Here is a 17,329-nt window from a genome sequence, read left to right on the forward strand (position 1 = left end):
CAGACCTGCCGTCCTGACCTGCTGACCAGACCTGAAGGTCCCATGCCGCCCACGCTCGCCTCCCTCGTCCACCACTCCGCACTCAAGCTCACCGTGCGCGCGGGTGAGGAACATCTGGACGCGCCCGTGCGCTGGGCGCACGCCAGTGAGCTCACCGACCCCGTGCCCTACATGGAGGGCGGCGAGCTCCTCCTGATCACCGCGCTCAAGCTGGACGCGGAGGACCCCGAAGCCATGCGCCGCTATGTGAAGCGGCTCGCGGCGGCGGGCGTCGTCGGGCTCGGGTTCGCGGTCGGCGTGCATTACAAGGACATTCCGGACGCGCTGGTCGCCGCCGCGGCGGACGAGGGGCTTCCGCTCCTCGAAGTCCCGCGCCGCACCCCCTTCCTCGCCATCAGCAAGGCCGTCTCCGCGGCCATCGCCGCGGACCAGTACCGCGCGGTCACGGCGGGCTTCGCGGCCCAGCGCGAGCTGACCAAGCAGGCGCTGAGCGACGGCCCCGAGGGGCTGCTCGGAGCGCTCGCCGGACAGGTGGACGGCTGGGTCGCGCTGTACGACGCGTCCGGCGCCGTCGTCGCCACGGCTCCCGAGTGGGCGTCCCGCAGGGCCGCGAGGCTCACCTCCGACGTGGAGCGGCTGCGGGACCGTGCCGCGCCCGCCAGCGCGGTCGTCGCGGGCACGGAGGACCGGGTGGAGCTGCACTCGATCGGCACCGGACGGCGCCCCCGCGCCGCACTCGCCGTCGGCACGGCATCCACCCTCGGCACCGCCGAGCGGTACGCACTGCACTCGGCCATAGCGCTGCTCACCCTCACCACGGAGCGGAACCGCTCGCTCCAAGCCGCCGAGGCCCGGGTCGGCTCCGCGGTGCTCCGCATGCTGCTCGCGGGGGAGCCCGACCACGCCCGCACAGTGGCGGGGGAGTTGTACGGAAGCCTGCTCGACGCCCCGTTCCGCCTGGTGGTCGCTGAAGTCCCGGCCACCGCGACCCCGGAGGACGGCGATCCCTTCGCCGGGCTCACCGACGCCGTCGAGTCCGCCGCGGCGCGGGCAGGCGAGGCACTCCTCGTCGTCCCCTACGGCGAGCGGCTCGTGCTGCTCGTCGTGGACGGCGGCGCGGGCGCGGCGGCCTGCGTCGCGTACGCGGAGACGCTGGAAGCCGGACGCTCCGAGGCACCGGAGGGCGGCGCGGGCGACGGGGCACCCCTCCTCCTCGGCCTCTCCGCGCCCGCCGGACCGATCGCGGCGGCCACCGCGTACAAGCAGGCCGACCAGGCGCTCTCCATCGCCCGGCGCCGGGGCCGCGCGATGGTCGAGCACGAGGACCTCGCGGCGGGCTCGGTCCTGCCGCTGCTCGCCGACGACGCGGTGCGGGCCTTCGCCGACGGGCTGCTGCGCGCCCTGTACGAACATGACGCCAAGGGTCGTGGCGACCTGATCGCCTCGTTGCGCGCCTGGCTCTCGCGCCACGGCCAGTGGGACGCGGCAGCGGCCGATCTGGGCGTCCACCGCCACACGCTGCGCTACCGCATGCGCAGGGTCGAGGAGATCCTGGGCCGCTCCCTGGACGACCCGGACGTCCGGATGGAGCTGTGGCTGTCACTGAAGGCGACGTCGAGCGGTACGGAGTGACTGAGGGGAATTACTCCCCTGCCAAAGAGGCGTGGCCCCGGAGGGCAGTACTCCGAGTCGGACAAACGTCCCGCACCCATACCGCCCCTACGGTGGGGAACGTACCCCCCAAGACACACCTTCGCGGAAGGGCCGGGAATCGACATGACTTCCATCCACGCCTTCTGGCTCGCCGGTCGCCAGACCACCGGTGAGACCACTCTCGACGTCACATCGCCCTGGGACGGGCGGATCGTCGGCAAGGCTGCCGTCCCGACCGACGCCCAGGTCGAGGAGGCCGTCGCCGCCGCGTACGCCGTGCGCGACGAGTTCGCCGCGACCCCGGCGCACGTGCGGGCCGCCGCCCTCGACCACGTGAGCCGTAGGCTCGTCGAGCGGACGGAAGAGATCGCCCAGCTCATCTCCGCCGAGAACGGCAAGCCGATCAAGTGGGCCCGTGGCGAGGTCGGCCGTGCCGTCTCCGTCTTCCGGTTCGCCGCGGAGGAGGCCCGCCGGTTCAACGGCGGCGAGGCCCAGCGCCTCGACACGGACGCCGGTGGCCAGGGGCGTCTCGCCTTCACGCGCCGCTTCTCCAAGGGTGTAGTCCTGGGGATCGCGCCGTTCAACTTCCCGCTGAACCTCTGCGCCCACAAGATCGCCCCGGCCATCGCGTCCGGCACGCCGATCATCCTCAAGCCGGCGCCCGCGACCCCGCTCTCCGGTCTCCTCATCGGCGAGCTGCTCGCCGAGACCGAGCTGCCCGCCGGGTCCTGGTCGGTCCTTCCGGTCGCGAACGAGAAGATGCCCGCCCTCGTGCAGGACGAGCGCCTTCCCGTCATCTCCTTCACGGGCTCCGAGAAGGTCGGCTACGCGATCATGGACTCGGTGCCGCGCAAGCACTGCACCCTGGAGCTCGGCGGAAACGGCGCCGCCGTCGTCCTGTCCGACTTCTCCTCCGACGAGGACCTCGACTGGGCCGCCTCGCGCATCGCGACCTTCTCCAACTACCAGGGCGGCCAGTCCTGCATCTCGGTGCAGCGCGTCATCGCCGACGCCTCCGTGTACGACCGGCTCGTGCCGCGCGTGCTCCGGGCCATCGAGGCCCAGGTCACCGGTGACCCGTCCGACCCGAAGACCGACGTCGGTCCGCTCGTCAACGAGGACGCCGCCAAGCGCGTGGAGTCCTGGGTCGACGAGGCCGTGCAGGCGGGCGCGCAGCTGCTCGCGGGCGGCAAGCGTGACGGCGCCTCGTACGCGCCGACCGTGCTCGCCGACGTGCCGGCCGATGCCACCATCGCCTGCGAGGAGGTCTTCGGGCCCGTCCTCACGATCAAGAAGGTGGACGGCGAGGCGGAGGCGTTCGCCGCCGTCAACGACTCCAAGTACGGCCTCCAGGCTGGCGTCTTCACGCACGACCTGCAGACCGCCTTCCGCGCGCACCGCGAACTGGAGGTCGGCGGCGTGGTCATCGGCGACGCCCCCTCCTACCGCGCCGACCAGATGCCGTACGGCGGCGTCAAGCAGTCCGGCGTGGGCCGCGAGGGCGTCCGCTTCGCGATGGACGACTACACCTACGAGCGCGTCATGGTGATGACGGGCCTCGCCCTCTGATCCACACGCCGAGGACAACGGCCGGAGCCCACTGTGCGGGGGCTCCGGCCGTTCTCGTGCGCCAGGACGCGATGCGCCGAACGCTGCACGAGGACTGGTGGGCCCGGGGCGAATCGGGTACATACGATCCATACGATCGAGTAGCACCAGTCAGTAACCGACCGGGTCAAGATCGGGTCAATCGGAGCCGATCGGCCCCACTCCGCGGCGAGGTGAGCTCCTCAATGCCCGCACAACCCACACCCCCTTCCGGGGCGTCCGTCAGCGAGCGCGAGGCCCGGCAGGTCGCCGAGGCCGCCCGCGAACAGGACTGGCGCAAGCCCAGCTTCGCCAAGGAACTCTTCCTCGGCCGCTTCCGGCTCGACCTGATCCACCCGCATCCCCTGCCCGCCGACGAGGACGCACGGCGCGGCGAGGAGTTCCTCGCCAAGCTCCGGGACTTCTGCGAGACGAAGATCGACTCGGCGCGCATCGAACGCGAGGCGAAGATCCCCGACGAGGTGATCAACGGGCTCAAGGAGCTCGGCGCGCTCGGCATGAAGATCGACACGAAGTACGGCGGTCTCGGCCTCACGCAGGTGTACTACAACAAGGCGCTCGCGCTCGTCGGCTCCGCGAACCCGTCGATCGGCGCGCTGCTCTCCGCCCACCAGTCGATCGGCGTACCGCAGCCGCTCAAGCAGTTCGGCACCCAGGAGCAGAAGGACGAGTTCCTGCCGCGCTGCGCCCGCACGGACATCAGCGCCTTCCTCCTGACCGAGCCGGACGTCGGCTCCGACCCGGCGCGCCTGGCCACCATGGCGGTGCCGGACGGCGACTCGTACGTCCTGGACGGCGTGAAGCTGTGGACCACGAACGGCGTCGTCGCCGATCTCCTGGTCGTCATGGCGCGGGTACCGAAGTCCGACGGCCACAAGGGCGGCATCACGGCCTTCGTGGTGGAGGCCGCGGCGGAGGGCATCACGGTCGAGAACCGCAACGCCTTCATGGGCCTGCGCGGCCTGGAGAACGGCGTGACCCGCTTCCACCAGGTCCGCGTCCCCGCCGCGCACCGCATCGGCCCGGAGGGCGCGGGCCTGAAGATCGCCCTGACGACCCTCAACACCGGCCGTCTCTCACTGCCCGCGATGTGCGTCGGCGCGGGCAAGTGGTGCCTGAAGATCGCCCGTGAGTGGTCGGGCGCGCGGGAGCAATGGGGCAAGCCGGTGGCGCTGCACGAGGCGGTCGGCGCGAAGATCTCCTTCATCGCGGCGACGACCTTCGCCCTGGAAGCCGTACTCGACCTCTCCTCGCAGATGGCCGACGAGGACCGCAACGACATCCGCATCGAGGCCGCGCTCGCCAAGCTGTACGGCTCCGAGATGGGCTGTCTGATGGCCGACGAGCTGGTGCAGATCCGCGGCGGCCGCGGCTTCGAGACCGCCGAGTCCCTCGCGGCCCGCGGCGAACGCGCGGTCCCGGCGGAACAGGTCCTGCGCGACCTGCGCATCAACCGCATCTTCGAGGGCTCGACGGAGATCATGCACCTGCTCATCGCCCGCGAGGCGGTGGACGCGCACCTGAAGGTGGCGGGCGACCTGATCGACCCGGACAAGTCCCTGACCGACAAGGCGAAGGCGGGCGCGAAGGCAGGCGGCTTCTACGCCCGCTGGCTGCCGAAACTGGTCACAGGGCCTGGCCAACTCCCGCGCTCGTACGCCGAGTTCCACCCCAGCGGCCACGCGGACCTCTCCCCGCACCTGCGCTACGTGGAACGCACCGCCCGCCGGCTGGCCCGCTCGACCTTCTACGCGATGTCGCGCTGGCAGGGAAAGATGGAGACCAAGCAGGGCTTCCTGGGCCGCGTGGTCGACATCGGCGCCGAACTCTTCGCGATGAGCGCCGCGTGCGTACGCGCCGAACTGCTCCGGACGACGGAGGACCACGGCCGCGAGGCCTACCAGCTGGCCGACACGTTCTGCCGCCAGTCCCGCATCCGCGTCGAAGAGCTCTTCGACCGCCTGTGGAAGAACACGGACGACGTGGACCGCAAGGTCGTCAAGGGCGTCCTGAACGGCATGTACACCTGGCTGGAGTCGGGCGTCGTCGACCCCAGCGGCGAAGGCCCCTGGATCGCGGACGCGACACCGGGCCCGAGCACACGGGAGAACGTCCACCGGCCGATCCGCTGACGGCTTTCCGGGGCGTTCCCTCCCGCGGGAACGCCCCGGAACACGATTTCGGCCGACCGGATCGGGGCGCGGTGTCTCCTCACCCCCTCGCCCAGGCAAGAATGGGGGGATGAGCGACAGTCCAGCCCCCCTCGCCGACCCGCATCTCGTCTTCGACCCCGTCGTCACGGACGGCCCGCGGGACATCGTCATCCTCGGCTCGACCGGGTCGATCGGCACGCAGGCCATCGACCTCGTCCTGCGCAACCCCCGTCGCTTCCGCGTCACCGCGCTGTCCGCCGCGGGCGGCCGCGTCGGACTGCTCGCCGAGCAGGCGAGGCAGCTGCGGGTGCGGACCGTGGCCGTGGCCCGCGAGGACGTCGTACCGGCGCTGCGCGAGGCGCTGGAGGGGCAGTACGGCAGTGAGCCGCTGCCCGAGATCCTCGCCGGGTCCGACGCGGCCACGCAGGTCGCCGCGTCCGACTGCCACACCGTCCTGAACGGCATCACAGGGTCCATCGGGCTCGCGCCCACGCTCGCCGCGCTCGAAGCGGGCCGCACCCTCGCGCTCGCCAACAAGGAGTCGCTGATCGTCGGCGGCCCCCTGGTGAAGGCGCTCGCCAAGCCGGGGCAGATCATCCCCGTCGACTCCGAGCACGCCGCGCTCTTCCAGGCGCTCGCCGCGGGCACCCGCGCCGACGTGCGCAAGCTGGTCGTCACCGCCTCCGGGGGCCCGTTCCGGGGACGTACGAAGGCGGATCTGGCGAACGTCACACCGGACGACGCGCTCGCGCACCCCACCTGGGCCATGGGCCCGGTCATCACGGTCAACTCCGCGACGCTCGTCAACAAGGGCCTGGAAGTCATCGAGGCCCATCTCCTCTACGACATCCCCTTCGAGCGCATCGAGGTCGTCGTCCACCCGCAGTCCTACGTGCACTCCATGGTCGAGTTCACCGACGGATCGACGCTGGCCCAGGCCACGCCGCCCGACATGAGCGGCCCGATCGCCATCGGCATCGGCTGGCCCGAGCGCGTGCCGGACGCCGCGCCCGCCTTCGACTGGACGAAGGCGTCGAGCTGGGAGTTCTTCCCCCTCGACAACGACGCTTTTCCGTCGGTCGGGCTCGCCCGGCACGTGGGGAAGCTCGCGGGCACGGCCCCGGCGGTGTTCAATGCCGCCAACGAGGAGTGCGTGGACGCGTTCTTGAACGGCGCCCTGCCCTTCAACGGAATCATGGAGACCGTGACGAAGGTCGTCGCCGAACACGGCACGCCGTCCGCGGGAACTTCCCTGACCGTCGCGGACGTCCTCGAAGCGGAGACCTGGGCGCGCGCCCGGGCACGTGAACTGACGGCGAAGGCGACCGCGGAGGCCCGCGCATGACGACCTTGATGATGATCCTCGGCATAGTCGTCTTCGCGGTCGGGCTGCTGTTCTCGATCGCCTGGCACGAGCTGGGCCACCTGTCGACCGCCAAGCTGTTCGGCATCCGCGTGCCGCAGTACATGGTCGGCTTCGGCCCGACGATCTTCTCGCGCAAGAAGGGCGACACCGAGTACGGCATCAAGGCCATCCCCCTCGGCGGGTACATCCGCATGATCGGCATGTTCCCGCCAGGTCCGGACGGCCGCATAGAGTCACGCTCGACGTCCCCGTGGCGCGGCATGATCGAGGACGCGCGGTCGGCCGCCTTCGAGGAGCTCAAGCCCGGCGACGAGACGCGGCTCTTCTACACGCGCAAGCCGTGGAAGCGCGTGATCGTGATGTTCGCGGGCCCGTTCATGAACCTGATCCTGGCCGTCGCGATCTTCCTCGGCGTGATGATGACCTTCGGCATCAGCACGCAGACGACGACGGTCGGCAAGGTGTCCGACTGCGTCATCCAGCAGAGCGAGAACCGCACGAAGTGCGAGAAGGGCGACACGGTCGCGCCCGCCAAGGCGGCGGGCCTGAAGCTCGGCGACAAGATCGTCGGCTTCCAGGGGCAGCCCATCGACGACTGGTCCGCGCTCCAGGGCAAGATCCGCGAGACGATCGGCCCGGCCACCATCACGGTCGAGCGCGACGGCAAGCAGGTCGATCTGCACGCCAACCTCATCAAGAACCAGGTCAGCAAGACCGACGGCGAGGGTGGCTATGTGGAGGGCAAGTACGTCTCCGCGGGCTTCCTCGGCTTCACCCCCGCCACAGGCATCGTCCAGCAGGGCTTCGGCGACTCCGTGAACCGCATGGGCGACATGATGGAGAACGGCGTCGAGTCGCTCATCGCGCTGCCGTCCAAGGTCCCCGACCTGTGGGACGCGGCCTTCGGCGACGGCGACCGCAAGCAGGACTCCCCGATGGGCGTCGTCGGCGCGGCCCGCGTGGGCGGCGAGGTCTTCACGCTCGACATCCCGCCGGAGAACCAGATCGCGATGATGCTGTTCCTGGTGGCGGGATTCAACCTCTCCCTGTTCCTGTTCAACATGCTGCCGCTGCTTCCGCTGGACGGCGGGCACATCGCGGGAGCCCTGTGGGAGTCGGTGCGGCGCAAGGCGGCCAAGCTCATGAAGCGGCCCGACCCGGGCCCCTTCGACGTCGCGAAGCTGATGCCCGTCGCCTATGTGGTGGCCGGAATCTTCATCTGCTTCACGATCCTCGTCCTGATCGCGGATGTAGTTAACCCCGTAAGAATCTCCTGATAACGCGAAGTTTGCGGCGGCCGGGCACTCTATGTGTCCGGTCGCCCACCAATGGGTGGACTTGGGGGCGGGATGTGCTCGGGCCCTGTGGGGTGCCGTAATCTCGAAGCCTGGAGCCCGCCGATCTCGGGACCTTGATCCACACCTTGGGGATGCACGCCAGATGACTGCCGTTTCTCTCGGAATCCCGTCCGTACCGACCAAGCTCGCCGACCGCCGTGTCAGCCGCAAGATCCAGGTCGGTACGGTCGCCGTCGGCGGGGACGCACCGGTCTCGGTGCAGTCGATGACGACGACGCGTACGTCCGACATCGGGGCGACGCTTCAGCAGATCGCGGAGCTGACCGCGTCCGGATGCCAGATCGTGCGGGTCGCGTGTCCCACGCAGGACGACGCGGACGCGCTGGCCACGATCGCGCGCAAGTCGCAGATCCCGGTGATCGCCGACATCCACTTCCAGCCGAAGTACGTCTTCGCGGCGATCGACGCCGGTTGCGCCGCTGTCCGTGTGAACCCGGGCAACATCAAGCAGTTCGACGACAAGGTGAAGGAGATCGCGCGGGCCGCGAACGACGCGGGTACGCCGATCCGGATCGGCGTGAACGCCGGCTCCCTGGACGCGCGCCTCCTCCAGAAGTACGGCAAGGCCACTCCGGAGGCGCTGGTCGAGTCGGCGCTGTGGGAGGCGTCGCTCTTCGAGGAGCACGGCTTCCGGGACATCAAGATCTCGGTGAAGCACAACGACCCGGTGGTCATGGTCAATGCCTACCGGCAACTGGCCGCGGCCTGCGACTACCCGCTGCACCTCGGCGTGACCGAGGCGGGCCCCGCCTTCCAGGGCACGATCAAGTCGGCGGTGGCCTTCGGCGCGCTGCTCTCCGAGGGCATCGGCGACACGATCCGCGTCTCGCTCTCGGCTCCTCCGGCGGAGGAGGTCAAGGTCGGCATGCAGATCCTGGAGTCCCTGAACCTCAAGCAGCGCCGCCTGGAGATCGTCTCCTGCCCGTCGTGCGGCCGTGCCCAGGTCGACGTCTACAAGCTGGCCGAAGAGGTGACGGCGGGCCTGGACGGCATGGAGGTCCCGCTCCGCGTCGCGGTCATGGGCTGCGTCGTGAACGGCCCCGGTGAGGCCCGTGAGGCGGACCTCGGCGTGGCTTCCGGCAACGGCAAGGGGCAGATCTTCGTCAAGGGCGAGGTCATCAAGACCGTCCCCGAGTCGAAGATCGTGGAGACGCTCATCGAAGAGGCGCTGAAGATCGCTGAGCAGATGGAGAAGGACGGCATCCCTTCGGGCGAGCCGACGGTGGCCGTCGCGGGCTGAATCGCTGCTGCGCTGGGCGCGGCTTGATACGTGACGTGGGCCTCGCCACCACCTGGTGGCGAGGCCCACGTGTGTCTGGCGGCTGCGCCTCTGCCTGTGGGCCGCCTCCACCCTGAACCGCCGCTTCGCGACGGATGTCTCCCGCCCGCCCACCCGATTGCCCTGCGGGTTTCGGGTGGGCGGGCGGGAAAGATCGCCGCGAAGCGGCGAAGAGAATGCCACCCCCCACCCGCAGGGAGGCACCCGCCGCCCGCAGGGGAGAGCAGACAAAGCCCCCTCCAAGCGACCCCACGGCACAAGGCGCCCCCGCCAGGTACAGTGCGGAGATCAGCAGACCGTATGGTGAGGCCCCCGCACGTGTTGACTCAGACCACCACCAGGGTCCTCGAACCGAGTGACCTGGACGCCGCGCTCGCCGTCCTCGACCGCGAGCCCGTGGCCAACGCCTTCGTGACCTCACGAGTCCGCGTCGCGGGCCTCGACCCGTGGCGGCTCGGCGGCGAGATGTGGGGCTGGTACCAGGACGGAATGCTGGAGTCCCTCTGCTACGCGGGCGCCAACCTCGTCCCGATCTGCGCGACCCCGCGAGCGGTCCGCGCCTTCGCGGACCGCGCCCGCAGGGCAGGCCGCCGCTGCTCCTCCATCGTCGGCCCCGCCGAGCCCACCGCCCAGCTGTGGCGGCTGCTCGAACCCTCCTGGGGCCCCGCCCGCGAGGTCCGCGCCCAGCAGCCCCTGATGGTCGCCGACCGCCTCCCGTACGACATCACCCCCGATCCGTACGTCCGTCGCGTCCGCAAGGACGAGATGGAGACGATCATGCCCGCCTGCGTGGCGATGTTCACCGAGGAGGTCGGCATCTCGCCGATGGCGGGCGACGGCGGCCTCCTCTACCAGGCGCGGGTCGCCGAACTGGTCGGCGCGGGGCGGTCGTTCGCCCGCCTCGACCGCGAGGGCAACGTCATCTTCAAGGCCGAGATCGGCGCGGCCACGGCACAGGCCTGCCAGGTGCAGGGCGTCTGGGTGGCCCCCGAGTACCGGGGTAAGGGCTACGCGGCACCGGGCATGGCGGCCGTCATGCGCTACGCCCTCGCGGACATCGCCCCGGTCGTCAGCCTCTACGTCAACGACTTCAACACCGCGGCCAGAGCGGCGTACCGGCGGGTGGGGTTCCAGGAGGTCGGGGCGTTCATGAGCGTCCTGTTCTAGCCCCCTTCCAGCTCCTACGCGTCTCACACCGCCCTCCTCACGTACCCCCGTACGCGAGTTAAAGTTCGGCGCATGACTGACGACGTCGTGATCGGGCCGCTGGACCTCGCCACGCACGTGGACGACGCGCTGCGGGTGCAGGCCCACGCCTTCGGGCTCACCGACGACGAGGTGGCCGTGCGACGGCAGATCGTGCTGCGGCACATCACCTACCCCGGCGCCCGCGCGCTCGGCGCCAGGACCCCCGAGGGACGGCTCGTCGGCTTCGTCTACGGCATGCCCAACGACCGCGGGCACTGGTGGTCCACGGTCGTCGAGCCGTATCTGCGGGCCGGTGGCAGGGACGACTGGCTCGATGACTCCTTCGTGATCACCGAGCTCCATGTGCAGCCCGGCCACCAGAACCGCGGAGTCGGCCGCACGCTCATCACCACCATCACGGACGCCGTCGACCAGCCCCGCTCGATCCTCTCCGCGATCGACATCGAGAGCCCCGCGCGGGGCCTCTACCGCTCCCTCGGCTACGCGGACCTGGCCCGCAACGTCCAGTTCCCCAGCGCCCCGAAGCCGTACGCGGTGATGGGCGCGCCCTTGCCACTGAGGCGGCCCGGCACCTAACCGATTTCCGCCCGCCCCCGGCCCCCGGCTAACCTCCTGCACATCATTCTTTCCACGCAGGAGTTCACCATGGCCCAGGTCCAGCGCATGTCCCGATTGATGATCAAGACACTGCGCGACGACCCGGCGGACGCCGAGACGCTCAACCACAAGCTGCTCGTCCGGGCCGGATACGTCCGCCGCACCGCCGCCGGCATCTGGTCCTGGCTGCCGCTGGGCAAGAAGGTCCTGGAGAACATCACCCACGTCGTACGCGAGGAGATGGACGCCATCGGCGCCCAGGAAGTCCTCCTGCCCGCGCTCCTGCCCAAGGAGTCGTACGACGCGACGGGCCGCTACGACGAGTACGGCGACCTGCTCTTCCGCCTCAAGGACCGCAAGGGCGCCGACTACCTCCTCGGTCCCACGCACGAGGAGATCTTCACCCAGATCGTCAAGGACCAGTGCTCGTCCTACAAGGACCTGCCGGTGATCCTCTACCAGATCCAGACCAAGTACCGCGACGAGGCCCGCCCCCGCGCCGGTGTGCTCCGTGGCCGCGAGTTCCAGATGAAGGACTCGTACTCCTTCGACACGACGGACGAGGGTCTCGCCGAGTCGTACGACCTGCACCGCGCCGCGTACATCAAGATCTTCGAGCGTCTCGGCCTCGACCACCGCATCGTCTCCGCCGTCTCCGGCGCGATGGGCGGCTCGGCGTCCGAGGAGTTCCTGGCGCCCGCGCCGGCCGGTGAGGACACGTTCGTGGACTGCCCCGCGTGCGACTACGCGGCCAACACGGAGGCTGTCTCCTTCGTCGCCCCGGTGGTGGACGGTTCGGCGCATGGCCCGGCCGAGGACCTGGACACCCCCGACACCCCGACCATCGAGACCCTCGCGGCCCACCTCGGCGTGCCCGCGTCCGCGACCCTCAAGAACCTCCTGGTCAAGGTCGACGGCGAGATCGTCGCCGTGGGCGTCCCCGGCGACCGGGAGGTCGACCTCGGCAAGCTCGGCGAGCACCTGTCGCCCGCGGTCGTGGAGCTGGTGACGGCGGAGGACTTCGAGGGCCGCGACGATCTCGTACGTGGCTACGTCGGCCCGCAGGGTCTGGAGAAGGTCCGCTACATCGCCGACCCGCGCGTGGCCGCGGGCACCGCCTGGATCACCGGCGCCAACAAGATCAACACGCACGCGAAGAACGTCGTCGCGGGCCGTGACTTCGAGGTCGACGACTACCTCGACGTCGTGGTCGTCGAGGAGGGCGACCCCTGCCCCAAGTGCGGCACCGGCCTGAAGCTGGACCGCGCCATCGAGATCGGCCACATCTTCCAGCTGGGCCGCAAGTTCGCCGACGCCTTCCAGCTGGACGTCCTCGGCCAGCAGGGCAAGCCGGTCCGCGTGACCATGGGCTCGTACGGCATCGGCGTCTCGCGAGCGGTGGCGGCGCTGGCCGAGCAGACGGCGGACGAGAAGGGGCTGTGCTGGCCCCGCGAGATCGCCCCGGCCGACGTGCACGTGGTGGCCGCGGGCAAGGCGCTCCAGACCGAGCTCGCGCTCGATGTTTCCGAGCAGCTGAATGCCGCGGGTGTGCGGGTTCTGGTCGATGACCGGGCGGGCGTCTCGCCCGGCGTGAAGTTCACTGACGCGGAGCTGATCGGTGTGCCGACCATCCTGGTGGCGGGGCGTCGGTCTGCCGAGGGTGTCGTGGAGCTGAAGGACCGGCGGACCGGGGAGCGCGAGGAGCTCACCGTGGCTGAGGCAGTTGCGCGTCTGACGGCCTGATCCGGGCTGGGGCTCCGCCCCCTGGACCCCCGAAAAGATGGCCTCAAACGCCGGCCGGGCTATTTCTAGCCCGTCCGGCGTTTGAGGACGAACTCGGCGGAGCCGGTGATTGCGGTCACCAAGGCCCCCGCGCCGAGCGGGTTTTCGGGAAGGGGCGGGGTTGGGGAAAAGCCCCGCAGGGCCCCGCCCCCCTACAACCACCCCGCGAACTCCAACAACAGCTCCGCATCCTGCTCACGCCCCACACGGCGGGCCCGTACGCCCGACTCCACGGCCCGGAACAGCGTCCACCCCCGCAACCGCTCCTGATCCACATCCAGCGACTCGGCCAGCTTCTTCACCCGGCGGCGGGTGATCGACGCTCCCGAGGGGGAGGCGATCAGGTCCTCGACGCGGTCGCGGACGAGGCGCGCCAGGTCGAAGGCGGGCTCCCCGACCACCGGGTCGGGGCCCACGGCCAGCCACGGCACCCGGTCACCCTGCAGAACCTTGCTCTGCCGGAACGTCCCGTGCAGCAGCCGCACCTCCACGTCCCCGGCGAGCAACTCCTCCCGCGCGGCGAGCGCGGCCTCGACCAGCGGCCCGACCTCCGCGTCGACAGACGCCCGCATCGCCTCGGCCTGCCTCCCCGTCCGCTCGGCGACCGTCTCGAAACGGTGATCCGTGGGCGGCTCCACCCACAGCCGCCGCAGCGTGCCCGCGGCTTCGAGGAGAGCCTTGGCCTCGGGCAGCGAACGGACCGACACATCGCGGTGCAGCCGTTCAAGGAGGAGGGCTCCGTCCGCGGCGGAGGGGTCGAGCAGCCGTACGGCGCCGAGCCCGTTCCAGTGCGCCAGCGCGGCCCGCTCGCTCTCCGGCCGCGACCTCGGCGGCACCAGCTTCAGAACGGCGGGCGTGCCGTCGGCGAGGCGCACGAGGATGACGAGGCCGCTGCGCCCGCCGGGCACGTGGACCCGCTCGACGGTCAACTCGCGTAGGGAGACGGCCTGTTCAGCTGCCTCGGGCAGCTTCGCCAGCCAGTCGTCGCCGTCCTGCGCCGTCTCACCGAGAGCGGTGACCAGACGCTGGGGCGGTTCGAGAGCCATACGCGAGGTGTTCCCTTCCGGAGCGGGTCAGGCCTTGGGTGCCGAGGAACCAGGAGTGGCGGCCCGCTCGGCGAGACCAGGGAAGGTTACGCTCCCGCCGCGCCACCGCGCCGCACGGACCGCCGCCTCCCGCAGCGCTTCGGCCGCGTTCCCGCGCCGGGTGCCGGTGGAGGCCCGTACGAGATCCGAGTAGACCCCAGCGACCCGCTCCTCCAGCTCCGTCGCGAGCCGCGCGGCGGCCGCGGAGTCCGGCACCGCGAACGGCAGCGCGTAGGCGGCCGCCGACGGCTCGGGCTCGCCGCCCAGGTCGCGCACGGCGCGCTGCAGCTCGTCGCGCCGGGCGCGATGCGCGTCGTACGCCGTGCGCGCCTCGTCCCTGCGGTCCTCGCCGATCCGGCCGCCGACGACCCCGAAGCCGTACACGGCGGCGTGCTCGGCACCAAGGGCGGCCTGCACCGCCCGCAACTCGTCCTTGGAATCGCTCACTTGTCGCCCTCCGTCAGCAGATACGCGTGCGCGGCGCCGGATGCCGCCACCGAAGCGAGCAGCCTGGCCAGCTCGTCCGGCGCGTCGAGGAGATCGATTCCCCGGCTCTTCGCCAGCTCCTTCTCGGCCTTGGCGAGCTCGCGCACGGCGTCCTTCTCGTCCTTGGGGACGGAGGGCTTGCGCGAGGGCGACGCGGAGGGGGAGGGGGACCCCGGTGAAGCCGAGGGAGACGGGGGTGCGGACCCCTCGGCGAAGACCGCCTCGTGCCGCTTCACCTCCGCCCGCAGCGGACCGAGCCGTCCGGCCAGCGTGGGATGGGCGGCGATGACGGCGTCGTACCGCCCGAGCAGCTCACCGCTGTCCCGGGCGGCACGCGCGCGCAGCCGCGCGGCGGCGGAAGGACGCTCGTCCGCGTCCGTGGACGCGGAGTCCGAGCAGCCCGAGAGCAGCACGGCCCCGGCCGCTCCTGCGGCCCCGGTCAGCAGGCTCCTCCGGCGCGGCCCCGAGCGGGCGTGCGAGGGGGTGGGATACGACGGCACAGCAGACGTCCTCGGCAGGAAGGCCAGAAAGGCAGGCAGTCAGAAGGTGGGCGAGCCGGGCGCGAGCCCGGTGATCACCGTACCTGCGGGCTGCCCTCGTACGCGTGAGCGGCTCGATGCGGGGCGGACCGGGACCGGACCGTGACCGGAGAGGGGCCGGACGGGCGCCGGACAGCGGCGGCAACACCCCTCAGGACCGGATACCCTTTGACCTGACACGCGACGATCCCACAACAGCACACGCGGCCGAGGAGTCACCCGGATGAGCACCACCCAGAGCGAGAGGCTGCGAGAACTGCTGGAACCGCTCGTCAGCTCGAAGGATCTGGATCTCGAAGAGATCGAAGTGGCCTCGGTCGGACGCAAGCGGGTGCTGCGAGTCGTCATCGACTCGGACGACGGCGTGGATCTGGATCAGATCGCGGAGATCAGCCGCGAACTCTCCGAGAAGCTCGACGAGAGCGACGCGATGGGCGACGGGGAGTACACCCTCGAAGTCGGCTCCCCGGGCGCCGAGCGCCCGCTGACGGAGCACCGCCACTATCTGCGCGCCGTCGGCCGCCTGGTGAAGTTCCAGCTGACGGAGGGCGGCGACGAGCTGATCGCCCGCATCCTCGACGTGGACGAAGAAGGCGTGGATCTCGAAGTACCGGGCGTGAAGGGGCGCAAGCCCACCGCCCGCAGGCTCACCTTCGACGCGATCGCCAAGGCGCGCGTCGAGGTCGAGTTCAACCGCAAGGACAAGAAGGAAGAGGAGGCGTAGCCGTGGACATCGACATGAGTGCCCTGCGGGGTCTGGTCCGGGAGAAGGAGATCTCCTTCGACCTGCTGGTCGAGGCGATCGAGTCGGCCCTCCTCATCGCCTACCACCGCACCGACGGCAGCTTCCGTCGCGCACGCGTGAAGCTGGACCGCGACAGCGGCCATGTGACGGTGTGGGCGACGGAGGACCCTGCGGACCTCGAAGAGGGCCAGGAAGCCAAGGAGTTCGACGACACCCCGTCCGACTTCGGCCGTATCGCCGCGACGACCGCCAAGCAGGTCATCCTGCAGCGCCTGCGCGACGCCGAGGACGACGCGACCCTCGGCGAGTACGCGGGCCGCGAGGGCGACATCGTCACGGGCGTCGTCCAGCAGGGCCGCGACCCGAAGAACGTGCTCGTCGACATCGGCAAGCTCGAGGCCATCCTGCCGGTGCAGGAGCAGGTCCCGGGCGAGGAGTACGCCCACGGTCTCCGCCTTCGTTCATACGTCGTCCGGGTGGCCAAGGGCGTCCGTGGCCCCTCGGTCACGCTGTCCCGCACGCACCCGAACCTCGTCAAGAAGCTCTTCGCGCTCGAGGTGCCGGAGATCGCCGACGGTTCCGTCGAGATCTCGGCCATCGCCCGTGAGGCCGGACACCGGACCAAGATCGCGGTGCGCTCGACCCGCTCGGGCCTGAACGCCAAGGGCGCCTGCATCGGCCCGATGGGCCAGCGTGTGCGCAACGTCATGGCCGAGCTCAACGGCGAGAAGATCGACATCGTCGACTGGTCGGACGACCCGGGCGAGATGGTCGCCCACGCGCTCTCCCCGGCGCGGGTCAGCAAGGTGGAGATCGTCGACCTCGCGGCCCGTTCCGCGCGGGTCACGGTGCCCGACTACCAGCTGTCCCTCGCGATCGGCAAGGAGGGCCAGAACGCCCGCCTCGCCGCGCGGCTCACGGGCTGGCGCATCGACATCCGCCCCGACACCGAGCAGCCGCAGGACTCCCAGGAGTCTTGATCAAGACAACAACCGTTCGATTTTTGCCCCAAAGGGGTGAGGTCGGTGCGGGGAGGTAGACTTAATCGTGTCTGGCCGGACGCAAGCCCGCGCATGCCCTGAACGCACCTGTGTGGGGTGCCGGGAGCGAGCGGCCAAGAGCGATCTGCTGCGCATCGTGGCGAAAGAGGGCGCTTGCGCCCCCGATCCAAGCGGTACGCTGCCCGGCCGGGGTGCGTATATCCACCCCGTCCCGGTCTGTCTCGACCTGGCGGTCCGACGCAGGGCGTTCCCGAGGGCCTTCCGGGCCCCGGGCCCGCTCGACACGGCGGACTTGCGCCGAGCCGTCGAGACAGTTGCCCAGCAGGCAACACCGTAAGGAAGGTCGCGCGGAACCCCGCGCGGCCCTGGTATTCCGCGAGTTGGAAGTAGGTCGAGATTGCGATGAGCACTCGATGAGCACGCGATGAGTACGCCCATGAAGTAGCGACGGTCCGGCGTAACCCGGAC

The 17,329-nt window shown here is 70.6% G+C and carries 15 protein-coding genes; 12 read left to right on the plus strand and 3 right to left on the minus strand.

Annotated elements, in window-relative coordinates; genetic code table 11:
• Positions 1-42: 42 nt before the first annotated feature.
• The 9 genes from ACWGI2_RS36005 to ACWGI2_RS36045 all read left to right on the plus strand — a co-directional run bounded on the left by ACWGI2_RS36005 (position 43) and on the right by ACWGI2_RS36045 (position 12,966).
• Complete coding sequence (locus ACWGI2_RS36005) at positions 43-1,632, plus strand: PucR family transcriptional regulator (protein ID WP_453700046.1); 1,590 nt, start codon at positions 43-45, stop codon at positions 1,630-1,632.
• A gap of 144 nt (positions 1,633-1,776) precedes the next feature.
• Positions 1,777-3,222, plus strand: coding sequence for an aldehyde dehydrogenase family protein (locus tag ACWGI2_RS36010; RefSeq protein ID WP_453400902.1), 1,446 nt, complete (start codon positions 1,777-1,779; stop codon positions 3,220-3,222).
• A 224-nt stretch (positions 3,223-3,446) separates the two neighbouring features.
• On the plus strand, positions 3,447-5,393 hold the full coding sequence (locus tag ACWGI2_RS36015; RefSeq protein WP_453700048.1) for an acyl-CoA dehydrogenase family protein: 1,947 nt from the start codon (positions 3,447-3,449) through the stop codon (positions 5,391-5,393).
• Positions 5,394-5,502: 109 nt separating this feature from the next.
• Positions 5,503-6,759, plus strand: coding sequence for a 1-deoxy-D-xylulose-5-phosphate reductoisomerase (gene dxr / locus ACWGI2_RS36020; RefSeq protein WP_453700050.1), 1,257 nt, complete (start codon positions 5,503-5,505; stop codon positions 6,757-6,759).
• On the plus strand, positions 6,756-8,057 hold the full coding sequence (locus tag ACWGI2_RS36025) for a M50 family metallopeptidase (protein ID WP_453700052.1): 1,302 nt from the start codon (positions 6,756-6,758) through the stop codon (positions 8,055-8,057). Before dxr ends, ACWGI2_RS36025 begins: the two co-directional genes overlap by 4 nt.
• 163 nt (positions 8,058-8,220) lie before the next feature.
• A complete protein-coding gene (gene ispG, locus ACWGI2_RS36030; protein ID WP_453400898.1) occupies positions 8,221-9,378 on the plus strand; it encodes a flavodoxin-dependent (E)-4-hydroxy-3-methylbut-2-enyl-diphosphate synthase in 1,158 nt (385 codons plus the stop codon).
• 357 nt (positions 9,379-9,735) lie between these two features.
• Entirely contained in the window at positions 9,736-10,584 is an 849-nt protein-coding gene (locus ACWGI2_RS36035; protein WP_453700054.1) for a GNAT family N-acetyltransferase, read from the plus strand.
• A gap of 72 nt (positions 10,585-10,656) precedes the next feature.
• Positions 10,657-11,202: a GNAT family N-acetyltransferase gene (locus tag ACWGI2_RS36040; protein WP_453700056.1), complete on the plus strand. Its 546-nt coding sequence runs from the start codon at positions 10,657-10,659 to the stop codon at positions 11,200-11,202.
• 69 nt (positions 11,203-11,271) lie between these two features.
• Positions 11,272-12,966 (plus strand): proline--tRNA ligase, encoded by a 1,695-nt coding sequence (locus ACWGI2_RS36045; protein WP_453700058.1) that lies wholly within the window; start codon positions 11,272-11,274, stop codon positions 12,964-12,966.
• A gap of 191 nt (positions 12,967-13,157) precedes the next feature.
• Here the strand turns inward: ACWGI2_RS36045 and ACWGI2_RS36050 are convergent, their stop codons facing one another.
• The 3 genes from ACWGI2_RS36050 to ACWGI2_RS36060 are packed head-to-tail and all read right to left on the minus strand — an operon-like array spanning position 13,158 to position 15,076.
• A complete protein-coding gene (locus tag ACWGI2_RS36050) occupies positions 13,158-14,051 on the minus strand; it encodes an aminoglycoside phosphotransferase family protein (RefSeq protein WP_453700059.1) in 894 nt (297 codons plus the stop codon).
• A 27-nt stretch (positions 14,052-14,078) separates the two neighbouring features.
• Entirely contained in the window at positions 14,079-14,537 is a 459-nt protein-coding gene (locus ACWGI2_RS36055) for a ferritin-like domain-containing protein (protein WP_453400893.1), read from the minus strand.
• Complete coding sequence (locus ACWGI2_RS36060; protein WP_453700060.1) at positions 14,534-15,076, minus strand: hypothetical protein; 543 nt, start codon at positions 15,074-15,076, stop codon at positions 14,534-14,536. Before ACWGI2_RS36060 ends, ACWGI2_RS36055 begins: the two co-directional genes overlap by 4 nt.
• 262 nt (positions 15,077-15,338) lie before the next feature.
• Between ACWGI2_RS36060 and rimP the strand changes: the two genes are divergently transcribed.
• From rimP to ACWGI2_RS36075, 3 genes are all read left to right on the plus strand, one after another.
• Positions 15,339-15,839 (plus strand): ribosome maturation factor RimP, encoded by a 501-nt coding sequence (gene rimP, locus ACWGI2_RS36065; RefSeq protein ID WP_453400891.1) that lies wholly within the window; start codon positions 15,339-15,341, stop codon positions 15,837-15,839.
• Between the two features lie 2 nt (positions 15,840-15,841).
• Positions 15,842-16,840 carry a transcription termination factor NusA gene (nusA, locus tag ACWGI2_RS36070; RefSeq protein ID WP_453400890.1) on the plus strand — a complete coding sequence of 333 codons (999 nt, stop codon included), beginning with the start codon at positions 15,842-15,844 and terminating at the stop codon, positions 16,838-16,840.
• A gap of 67 nt (positions 16,841-16,907) precedes the next feature.
• Positions 16,908-17,198, plus strand: coding sequence for a YlxR family protein (locus tag ACWGI2_RS36075; protein WP_160507520.1), 291 nt, complete (start codon positions 16,908-16,910; stop codon positions 17,196-17,198).
• Positions 17,199-17,329: the final 131 nt, after the last annotated feature.

The sequence above is a fragment of the Streptomyces sp. NPDC054866 genome, from assembly GCF_053610745.1.